The organism is Flavobacterium sp. CG_23.5 (assembly GCF_017875765.1).
In the GTDB taxonomy this organism is placed as follows: domain Bacteria; phylum Bacteroidota; class Bacteroidia; order Flavobacteriales; family Flavobacteriaceae; genus Flavobacterium.
On sequence record NZ_JAGGNA010000001.1, the window covers coordinates 720,846 to 733,441 of the forward strand.

General features: G+C 32.6%; 4 protein-coding genes. All 4 read left to right on the plus strand.

The window, feature by feature from the left end; translation table 11 throughout:
* Positions 1-16: 16 nt before the first annotated feature.
* Positions 17-3,661: a response regulator gene (locus tag H4V97_RS02970; RefSeq protein WP_209548858.1), complete on the plus strand. Its 3,645-nt coding sequence runs from the start codon at positions 17-19 to the stop codon at positions 3,659-3,661.
* Positions 3,662-3,725: 64 nt separating this feature from the next.
* Positions 3,726-5,762: a response regulator gene (locus H4V97_RS02975; RefSeq protein ID WP_245345180.1), complete on the plus strand. Its 2,037-nt coding sequence runs from the start codon at positions 3,726-3,728 to the stop codon at positions 5,760-5,762.
* Between the two features lie 365 nt (positions 5,763-6,127).
* Entirely contained in the window at positions 6,128-10,726 is a 4,599-nt protein-coding gene (locus tag H4V97_RS02980) for a chemotaxis protein CheB (RefSeq protein WP_209548859.1), read from the plus strand.
* Positions 10,727-11,120: 394 nt separating this feature from the next.
* Positions 11,121-11,954 (plus strand): ice-binding protein, encoded by an 834-nt coding sequence (locus tag H4V97_RS02985; protein ID WP_209548860.1) that lies wholly within the window; start codon positions 11,121-11,123, stop codon positions 11,952-11,954.
* The last annotated feature ends 642 nt before the right edge of the window (positions 11,955-12,596 follow it).

The following is a 12,596-nucleotide window of genomic DNA, read 5'->3' on the forward strand; positions in this document are numbered from 1 at the left end:
ATTTACAAATAACAAAATGAATATGACTCTTGGTAGAAAAATAGTAATCGGATTTATTGTTTGCGTGATTGTAATATTTGTACTTGCCATTTTCTCTTATAAAAATAGTGAAAAATTAGTCGCATCTAATACTTTGATAAACCATACCAATGAAGTCTTAAGTGAATTTGAACAAATCCTTGTTTCTACTCTTAATGCAGAAACTGGTGCACGAGGGTTTGTAATTACAGGTGATATCAATTTTATAAATTCTTTGTCATCCGCCAATAAAATTGCAATCAAGCATCTTGAAAAAGTAAGGCAATTAACAAAGGACAATCCCAATCACCAAAAGAATATTGCGCTATTAGGGAAGGTTCTCAAAATTCGTTTTGATCATTTTAACAAAACTATAGCCCTTCGCAAAATCGTACCATCAGCTATTGGGATTGAAAAATCCAGACAATATGTTGCCTCAGGAGAAGGAAAAAAAATACAAGATGAAATTAGAAAATTAATAAATTCATCTAAGGGGATAGAATCTGCATTACTAGCTGAAAGAAAACAAGCCAGCAAAGATGATATTAACACTTTCAATTTAGTTTTCGCCATTTTATTAATGCTTATTATTATTGTGCTTTTCATTGTATTTTACATAGTTACCATCAATTTGAAAGCACTTAAAGGTGCTGAATTAGAAACTGCAGGTAAAAACTGGCTACTAACAGGTAGTACAGAACTGAACGAAAAACTAAAAGGAGACCAAAATATAGAAGAACTGGCAAACAACGCAATTAGTTTTTTATGCACTTATCTCAAGGCAAATGTTGGCGCAATTTATCAGTTAACTAATTCCGATAACCTACTTACCCTTAGCGGAAAATATGCTTATTCAACTCCTAGTGGCACTCCCCTACATATCAAACTTAATGAAGGTCTGATTGGTCAGGCTGCATGGGAACAAAAACAAATTTATTTAACTGATATTCCGGAAGATCAAATACGCATTACTTCTTCTATTCTAAATACTAAACCAAAAAATTTACTTATTACTCCCTTTTTGTTTGAAGGAAAAACAGTGGGTGTAGTTGAAATAGGCAGCCTTACAGATTTTTCTGAAACTGAAAAAGAATTCATCCATAACTCTATGGATAGCATAGCTATTAGCCTCAATTCAGCTACTGCCCGAAAACAAATACAAGAATTACTTGAAGAAACGCAAGTTCAAAGTGAAGAGAAAGAAAAAAGAGCCGCTGAATTAGGTATTGCCAATAAAGAACTCGCTTATCAAAATGATGAAAAAGAAAAACGAGCAGCAGAATTAGGTATTGCCAACAAAGAACTCGCTTACCAAAATGAGGAAAAAGAAAAACGAGCAGCTGAATTAGGGATTGCCAACAAAGAACTAGCCTACCAAAATGAGGAAAAAGAAAAACGAGCAGAAGAGTTAAGTTTTGCCAATAAAGAGCTTTCCAATCAATCTGAAGAACTTCAAATACAGCAGGAAGAACTTAGACAACTCAATGAAGAATTAGAGCAACAAACTCAAAATCTAAAACAGCAGCAAGAAGAATTGCAGATGACTAATGAAGAACTGGAAGAACAGACTCAATCTTTAGAAATAAAGAATAAAGAAATCCAAGCTTCGAAAAACGATATTGAGCAAAAAACAAAACAACTTGAAATTAGTAGCAAGTATAAATCAGAATTCCTTGCAAACATGTCTCATGAGTTAAGGACTCCTCTTAATAGCTTACTAATTCTTTCAAAAGATTTATCTGAAAACAAAAAGCAAAATCTCGATGATATTCAGGTAGAAAGTGCTGAAATCATTTATAAAAGTGGCCACGATTTACTGGTATTGATTAATGAAGTACTGGATCTTTCGAAGATTGAAGCAGGAAAAATGGCTATTCATATTGAAAAAGTCCCGCTAAAGAAGTTTACGAATGATCTTATACGTGATTTTAAACATTACGCGGAACAAAAAGGCTTGAGGTTAATTTGTAATCTCAGCGGCGAATTACCTGATTTTATCCGCACAGATTCTCAACGATTGAATCAGATTATGAAAAATTTGATATCCAATGCGATAAAATTTACTGAAAAAGGAAGTGTAACCATAAACGTTGACAGAAATACAGAAAATACATTACTTATATCTGTCATCGACACAGGAATTGGAATACAGGAAGAAAAACAAATGGCCATATTTGAAGCTTTCCAGCAAGCGGAAGGCGGTACTTCCAGAAAATATGGAGGTACTGGTTTAGGTCTTTCCATATCGAGAGAACTCGCCAAATTATTGGAGGCAGAAATTATGGTGAGCAGTAATTTAAACGAAGGATCCACTTTTTCTCTCCTTATTCCATTAGAGATATTTCCTGAAAAGCACGCAATAAGTACAAGTAGAATAAGTCCCGTTAGATACCAGCCTCGCCCGGTAATTGATGAAAATTATCTTAATTACCCTGGGATAAAAGATGACCGAGATTTAATAACTTCAGACGATAAAGTTGTGCTTATTGTTGAAGATGATTTGAAGTTTGCTGCTATTATTTCAATGCAAGCCAAACAAAAAGGATTCAAATATTTGTCGGCTGCAACTGGAGAAGATGGCTTAGTATTGGCTTCAAAATACAAACCGCAAGCCATAATTCTTGATATGGGATTACCGGGTATCAACGGACATGATGTACTGCTTGACTTGAAAGCGAATCCATCGATGAGACATATACCGGTGCATATAATTTCGGCAAATGACCGTTCACTGGATCAAATAAGAGAAGGTGCCATCGAATACTTAATGAAACCCATTGCTAAAAAAGATTTGGAAGAAGCATTTGTCAGAATTGAAAATTTTGTCAATCGAAAAATAAAAAATCTATTAATTATAGAAGATAGCGAGAATTCGAGAAAAGCAATGAAGATTCTCATTGGTAATGGCGATGTAAAATGTTTTGAAGCGGGAACTGGTGCAGAAGCATTAGAATTATATGAGCAAAATCACATTGACTGCATTATTCTAGACATTGGTTTACCAGACATGAGTGGCTTTGACCTTATCCATAAATTAGAGGAGAAGAAAGGCCATAACATCCCTCCCATTATCGTTTATACTGGTAAAGAACTTACTAAAGAAGAAAATGATATGCTGGAGAAATATGCTGAAAGTATCATCATAAAAGGTATTAAATCAGAAGAAAGGTTACTTGATGAAACGGCTCTTTTCCTTCATAGAACCATAAGCAATTTGCCAAAATCAAAGCAAACTATTATCAATAATTTGCATGATAAAGAGGCCATTTTCCATTCGAAAAAAATATTATTGGTCGATGATGATATGCGAAACGTATTTGCTCTGTCCAAAATATTACAAGAACGTGGAATTGAGGTAATAAAAGCTGAAAATGGAATAAAGGCTTTGGAAATGTTGGATAATCATGCTAATATTGATTTGGTATTAATGGATATCATGATGCCCGAAATGGATGGTTACGAGGCTATGCAACGAATACGATCTCAAATAAAGTTCAAAAAATTGCCTATAATTGCACTTACCGCAAAAGCGATGAAAGACGATAAGCAAAAATGTATTGATGCTGGCGCCAATGATTATATTACTAAGCCTATAGATGTGGAACGATTATTATCTTTGATGCGAGTATGGTTAAGCAAATAATTACACCATTTATTGAATACATGATATTATAAACATAAAATTGCCAGAATAATTTTTATTGAAAATGAAAGAAAATAGCCTTATTAAAATCTTATTGGTTGATGATCTTCCGGAAAATTTATTTGCTTTACAAGTAATTCTTTCAGGTGAGAATTATGTTTGCGTAAAAGCTAATTCAGGCAATGAAGCTTTAAAAATTCTTCTTCATGAACAAGATTTTGCACTGGTTTTAATGGACGTGCAAATGCCTGAAATGGATGGATTTGAAACGGTAGAATTAATTCGCCAAATCGAAAATCTTAAACATGTTCCCATTATTTTTTTAACGGCGAGTATGGACAATGCTCAGCAAGTTTTCAAAGGCTATCAAGCCGGTGCAGTGGACTATATGATTAAACCGCTTTCACCAGAAATATTAAAAGCAAAGGTGGCTGTTTTTGTGGATTTACATAAGAAAAATCAGGAATTATTAGTTCAGGCAGAACAACTGAAGAAACTTAACACTGATCTACACGCTCAAAAATTACTTTCAGAATATTCTCTTAGTCTTATTGAAGCAAGTCATGATCCATTATTTGCAATTAGCCCAGAAGGGAAAATAACAGATATGAATAATGCATCGGTAAAAGTAACCGGGGTGTCTCGAAAAAAATTAATTGGCACTAACTTTTTTGATTATTTCACTGATCCGCAGAAAGCTCGAGAATTATATCAAAAAGTATTCGAACAAGGGTTTGTTGCCGATTCTCCATTAATACTTCGTCATAAAAACAATAAATTGATTGATGTATTATTCAACGGCTCCGTGTATAAAGATGATGAAGAAAACGTGTTAGGTGTTGCCATTGTTGCCAGAGATGTTACTGATCAGAAAAGAAATGAAACTGAATTAATTGAAGCTAAAATTTTGGCGGAAGCATCCACAAAAATTTCAGAGGAAGCAAAAATAAAAGCAGAAAATGCAACTACTATAGCTGAAAATGCCTTAAACGCAAAACAGCAATTCTTGTCGAATATGAGTCACGAAATTCGTACACCAATGAATGCAATCATTGGATTTACAAAGGTGATTCTTAGAACAGATTTGGCAGCCAAACAAAAAGAATATTTAAACGCTATAAAAATAAGCGGTGATGCATTAATCGTACTTATAGACGACATACTTGACTTAGCAAAAGTTGATTCCGGTAAAATGACATTTGAGAAAAAACCTTTCAAAATGAAGTCTTCGATCTTAGCTACGCTTCATTTATTTGAAACAAAAATTCAAGAGCAAAAGTTACAATTTATTAAAGAATACGACAACAAGATTCCAAGTATTCTAGTAGGAGACCAAGTTCGCTTGCATCAAATAATTTTAAACCTGGTGAGTAATGCCATCAAATTTACAACAAAAGGCGAAATTACGATAAGCGTTGATTTATTACATGAAGATGCTGAAACTGTTATTCTGAAATTTGCTGTCAAAGATACCGGAATCGGTATATCCCCGGAAAAGATAGGAACCATCTTTGAAAATTTCCAACAGGCAAACAGTGAAACCTCGAGATTATATGGTGGAACTGGACTAGGGTTAGCCATTGTAAAACAATTAATAGAAGCACAAGGTGGTAGTATTCGCGCCAAAAGCACGGTAAATGAAGGTTCAACTTTTAGTTTTACTTTAAGTTTCCAAAAAACAGAAGCCGATGCTGAATTGGAAGATGAGATAATGATTTTAGATTCAGAAATGAAAGATATAAAAGTATTAGTAGTTGAAGATATAGCGCTCAACCAATTGCTTATGAAAACGCTTTTAGATGATTTTGGATTCGATCGGGATATTGCCGAGAATGGCAAAATAGCAATTGAAAAACTTAAAGAAAATGAGTACGATATTATCCTGATGGACTTACAAATGCCAGAAATGAATGGCTATGAAACTACTGAATATATTAGAAAAACTTTGAAATCAGCAATTCCCATTATTGCATTAACTGCTGACGTAACTACTGTTGATTTAGAAAAATGCAAAGCAGTGGGAATGAATGATTACCTTGCAAAACCAGTTGATGAGAAACTATTATACAGCAAAATAGTAAGTAATCTTAATAAAACCTAAACTGGTAAATATTAATGAAATTGTAGAGAAAAAAGAGAATAGAATGAAAAAATAAGGGAATACATGATTTAATGATGCAACTTTAAAAAGTTTCTTTACAGGTTTAAATCAAATTAAAGGAACAACTTAATAAAAATTAAAAATGGCATTTAATGATCACCGCCTATTTATTCTTGTCCAGATCAAATATTCATTGGTGCTTTGTGTTATAATAAGTACAATTAATCCATTTATAAAACATATTTCCCTACTTTTAATCAAATATTTTTTTTTAGATTTTTAATTATGAGATATCCAAAAGATCAGGCTGAAACAAAAAATTGTAGCCAATCTCATAACTATAAAAAATACATATTTAATCTATTATGAAATTAGCTAAGAAACCAACTCTGAATAAATTGACTACTGAAAAAGAAGTTAAAAAAAACCCGTTTACAGTTGTAGCTATTGGCGCTTCAGCGGGAGGACTAGAAGCAGTCAGTATTTTATTAAAAAACCTGCCTTCTAATACTGGTATGGCTTTTATTTATGCGCAGCATCTCAATCCTGACCATAAAAGTTTACTCGCTTCTATCCTATCGAAGATTACGAAAATGAAAGTGCAGGAAATAGATAATATGGAGAAAATGGCTCCAAATAATGTTTACATAATGCCTCCCAATAAAGAAATTGCTGTCGTTGATGGACACATTAGGTTGCTTCCAAGACCAAAAAAATTGGGCACTAACTTATCAATAGATGTTCTTTTTTCCTCACTTGCAGAAACTCATAAATCAAATGTGATTGGTGTGGTTCTTTCAGGGTATGCACATGATGGAATGATTGGATTAAAAACGATTAAAGCAGCAGGAGGAATTACGTTTGCACAAGATGAAACTGCTCAAGCCAGTAGTATGCCTAATTCAGCAATCGCCGCAGGAGCCGTAGACTACATTTTACCTCCTGAAGAAATTGCAATTGAATTAGTACGTCTTAGCCAAAACAATTTTATTCTAAAAAATAATAATGAAAAACAGAATGTAAGTGAAATAATTTTAAAAAATACTAATTTCGATTTAAATACTATTTTTGAACTTTTACTTAAACAAACTGGAGTTGATTTTAGTCATTATAAAATGGCGACTATCAAGAGAAGAATTAGCCATAAAATGCAGCACTATGGTATAAAAACTGTGGAGGAATATGTAAAGCTTTTGCTCGAAAAAAATAATGAGATAGAAATTTTATATAAAGATTTGCTGATTAATGTCACTAGTTTTTTCAGAGAAAAACAAACTTTCCAATATCTAAAAACTGTTCTTCTTCCTAAACTATTAAAAAGCAAAAAAGCTGACGAAACATTGCGTATATGGGTTCCAGCTTGTTCAACGGGTCAGGAAGCCTACTCCATTGCAATGATCATTAGTGATTTGCAAGATACCGACAATAAGACACCGGTTCAAATTTTTGCCACAGACCTTAGCGAAGATGCTATTAGACAAGCCCGTATTGGTGAATATTCTCACAATGACTTGAAAACCATTTCTAAAAAATATGTACACCTCTATTTTACAAAAGTAGGCGAAAATTACCGCATTGTTAAAGAGCTTCGTGATATGTGCGTATTTGCGCCTCACAATATTTTACGTGATCCTCCTTTTTCTCGTATGGATTTTGTGAGTTGTTGTAATCTTCTTATCTATTTTGATTCTGCTGCACAAAAAAAGGTCTTTTCCTCTCTTCATTTTGCTTTAAATGATAGTGGTTATTTAATGCTTGGTAAGGCTGAAAGTATTGGTATAACATCGCAACTTTTTACATCAATGAATAATAAGTATAAAATTTATTCCCGTAAAAATAATATGGGAATAGGTAAATTACTTGAATTAACACCCCGCTTTACACGCGTAAATATGTCTAATAAAAAAGCAATCCCCTCTTCGAAAAGTACAAGTCTAAATCCTGTTGGTATAGAAGATGTGATCGATTCTGTTCTACTTACCACTTATATGCCTGCCTGTGCAGTTGTTAACAAAGACATGGAAATCCTACAGTTTAGAGGACCGGTCTCTACTTATCTAGAATATGCCTATGGTAAAGCGACACTTAATATTTTAAAAATGGCGCGGCCTGAGTTTGCTTTTGAACTTCGCAATGCGATCAACACAGTTATTGAGACAAAGGAAGCCGTACACAAATCCGGTATTGAAATAAAAATAGATTCGGTTTTACGGATGATGTCGTTTGAAGTTACGCCCCTAAAATACGAATGGGATGAACCTTTATTACTTATTATATTTAAACCTCAAGAAGCTGTTGTACAAAGTAATGAAAATGATACAGATGGAAACCTCATTTCTTCCCAAAAAGACTTAAAAATAAAAAAACTGACTGACGAGTTAAATAAAACGCGTTCAGAAATGATTTCCATTATTGAATCGCAAGAAACTACTTATGAGGAATTACAAGCAGCTAATGAAGAAATCGTTTCATCTAATGAAGAATTTCAAACTCTAAATGAAGAATTAGAGACCTCAAAGGAAGAAATTGAAGCTACTAATGAAGAACTCATTTGCACCAATCAGGAATTGCAAATGCGACATAATCTTTTAACTGAAGCACATGATTTTTCTATGGCAATAATTGCTACTATTCATGAACCGATGCTTATTCTACATAAAGATTTTAGTGTAAAATCTGCAAATAAATCTTTTTACAAAAAATTTCTGGTTGAAAAAGCAGAAACGGAAGGGAAATTATTATTTGACTTGGGGGACAATCAATGGAATATTCCAAAATTAAGATCAGTGTTAAACGATGTTATTTCAAAAAATAACGGCTTCGAAAATTTTGAAGTGACTCATACCTTCGCAGGAATAGGGGAAAAAATAATGTTGTTAAATGCCCAACTGATTATTCAAAAAACGAGTAGTGAACAGTTAATTCTTCTCGCTATAGAAGATATCACAGATCGCTCGCGTTATTATCTTAAAGAAAAATATTCGTCAAGCCTTATTGAAGCCAGTCTTGATCCATTGATGACCCTAAACATTGAAGGTAAAATTACTGACATGAATCAGGCGACTGTAAAAATAACCGGTTTATCGCGCACTAAATTGAAGGATTCCAATTTCTTTGATCATTTTACCGAGCCACAAAAAGCCCGTGAAGTTTATCAGGAAGTATTTGAAAAAGGATCGGTAACTGATTCTCCTTTAACCCTTAGCAACAAAGACGGTAAACTTACCGATGTATTATTCAACGGATCCGTGTACAAAGATGATAGAGGAAATGTACTAGGAGTTGTAATTGTTGCCAGAGATGTAACAATACAAAGAAGAATCGAAAAAGAATCTCTAGAAGCAAGAATTTTTGCTGAACTAGCCACTCAAATTGCTGAAGATGCAAAAAGTAAAGCAGAAGCTTCAACGCATTTAGCAGAAGAAGCAATGAAATCAAAACAACAATTTTTGTCTAACATGAGCCATGAAATCCGCACGCCCATGAATGCGATTATTGGTTTTACAAAAGTAGTTCTGAAAACAGAATTAACACAAAAACAAAAAAAATATTTAGAAGCCATAAAAATTAGCGGTGATTCATTAATCGTGCTTATAGATGACATACTCGATTTAGCAAAAGTAGATGCCGGGAAAATGATATTTGAAAAGAAACCTTTTAAAATAAAATCTTCTATCCAAGCTATGTTGCGTCTTTTTGAAACAAAAATTCAAGAAAAAAATTTAGAATTAATAACTCAATTTGATCCAACAATCCCAACAGTTGTTCTTGGCGATCCAATTCGTTTGCATCAGATTATTTTAAATTTGGTTAGTAATGCTATTAAATTTACAAATAATGGTACAATTGAGGTAAGCGTTCATCTGTTGCATGAAGATAATGAAAAAGTAATCCTTGAATTTGAAGTTACTGATACTGGTATAGGCATACCTAAAGAAAAAATAGCACGGATATTTGAAAATTTTCAACAAGCATCCAGCGGAACTTCCAGATTATATGGCGGAACAGGATTAGGACTTGCAATAGTAAAACAACTAGTAGAATCACAAGGCGGAAATATTCGTGTAAAAAGTAAATTTAACGCTGGTTCAACATTTATTTTTTCACTAACCTTTAATAAAACAAATGAAAAACCTGTTTCAGAAGCGACATTAATTGAATTAGATCATAAAATAAAAAACATAAGAGTTTTAGTTGTCGAAGATATTGCGCTTAATCAATTACTAATGAAAACATTGTTAGATGATTTTGGCTTCCATCATGAAATCGCTGAAAACGGTAAAATAGCAATTGAGAAATTACAAAAAAATGAGTTTGATATTATTTTGATGGACTTGCAAATGCCAGAAATGAATGGATTTCAAGCCACAAAATATATTCGTAATACATTGAAATTAAATATTCCTATAATTGCATTAACTGCTGACGTCACCACAGTAGATTTAGATAAATGCAAAGCGGTAGGAATGAATGATTATATTGCAAAACCTCTTGATGAACGTATATTATACAGTAAGATAGTTAGTATTCTTAAAAGGGATGAACCTTCAGAAAAAGATATAAAGAGTATTGAAAACAAACAAAAAGATCAAGTTCAAAATAAAAAAATAAAATGTATTAATTTAGAATATTTAAAAACCCGTACAAAATCAAATGCAAATTTGATGTCGGAAATGATCTCACTTTATTTAATACAAACTCCAACAATAATTTCGGCAATAAAACAAAGTTTTGACGAAAAAAACTGGCCATTATTAAGCGCTGCTGCGCATAAAATAATCCCTTCGTTTTCAATTATGGGTATCAGCTCCGATGTTGAAGATTTGGCAAAAAAAATTCAGGAATATGCAAGCAAAGAAAAACATTTAGATAAAATTGAGGACTTAATCATCGAACTGGAAGAATGTTGTGTACAATCATCCCATGAATTAGAGGAAGAACTCGAGATAATCAAAAATGGTTAATTGCTAAAATTATTGCCAATATTTCATCCTGCTCTAATATCTCGCTAGATTAATGTATTGGCAATTTATAAATTACACACTATTAATTTAACTCATTTTCTCTTGGTATCCTCGTCATACAATTCATTTTCATCGATATACCAAATTGAAATGAATAGAATAAGAAAATGTACTCCTTTCAAATACTTAAAAACAATTACTCCTATATTTTTAATTCAAAAATTGAAAAGAATTAGATGGAGCATAAAAAGTATCATATTTTAAGTAATTTTTTAATTTTTCTTTCAAAAAAGATAATGTTATAACTAAATATGAAAATTTTGTAACTTATTTAAAGGCTATAGCTTCACATTTGTAAGGTGATAAATAAGTCACAAAAATAAATAAATGAGTTATGAAATTAAGAAATACGCTTTCTACCCTTGCCATGTTATCGGTAGTTTTTTTATCCAGTTGTACTAATGATACTACTGAGAATTCAGCATCTACTATAGCCGCAGTGGCAAATTCAAAAAGTTCAAGTTCTCCTCTTTCTTCAGTTAATGAAACCTATAATGTACAACCAAAAGTAGGCTCATTGAATCCAGTAAATCTTGGTATTGCAGGAGATTTTGCAATCCTATCAAAAACAGGAATTACTGACGTCTATAAATCATCTATTACTGGTGACATTGGATCAAGCCCAATTACTGGTGCTGCCATATTAGTTAAATGTAATGAAGTGGTAGGAACAATATACACAGTTGATGCTGCAGGTCCACTTCCGTGCAGCGTGACTAACGCTACAAAATTGACAGTTGCTATTGGTGATATGCAAACAGCCTATACGGATGCAGCAGGACGAACTAATCCTGATTTTTTAAATTTAGGAGCTGGAAATATAGGTGGAAAAACACTTACACCTGGTTTATATAAATGGACAACGGCGCTTAATATCCCAACTGATATTACTATTTCAGGTAGTTCAACTGATGTTTTTATTTTCCAAGTGGCCGGTACTCTTAAATTGAGTTCAGCTGTTAGAATGACATTAACAGGAGGTGCGCAAGCAAAAAACATTTTTTGGGTAGTTTCAGATGCGGTAACCTGCGGAACAACTAGTCATTTTGAAGGAAACATATTAGGGATGACCGGTATCAATTTGCAGACTGAGGCAACAATCAACGGAAGAATGATGGCACAAACTGCTGTAACTTTACAAATGAATTCGGTTACTAAACCACAATAAATTAAAATATTATTATTTTCATGAGAGGCTGCCTTAACGGGCAGTCTTTTTTTTTATAAAAATATTCTAAAAATGACAATCTGTGAATAATATAAATTTTTCACAAAATCGTGAAACAATTATGTTTTATAAATATTTTACATTTGTTTAACTTTATTAAAATGCATTAAATGTGCTAATTAAGTTTTTGTATCTTTATTTCTGATAAATAAAACAGATGTTAAAAACATCAATTTTTTTTAGCTAAATAAGTTTTAAACAAGAACTTTTCTAAAATTTAGTTATATATAAAAACCCTTTAAAATAAAAATTATGAATCTTAAAAGAATCTTTGGAGCGTTACTTACTGCTCTCGGAATAGGTGGTCTAATTTATACTGCGGTTGTGTTTTCTAGCACTTCTGGAGAGACACAAGATGTTAAAGCACTTATTATTTATGGTGTACTAGGTATAGTATTCTTCGTATCTGGTATTAGCTTAGTTCGCACAACAAAAGACGAATCATAGACCGTTTTTTTGCTAGTTTGTTTAAAATTGACCTACATTTTTTTTGAAACAGATTAGCAAAATAGTAAATCCAATTGCATTGTAATCCTGCCTGCATTGTCTTCCTTTAATAAGAAAATTTCTTCAGGTACCAAA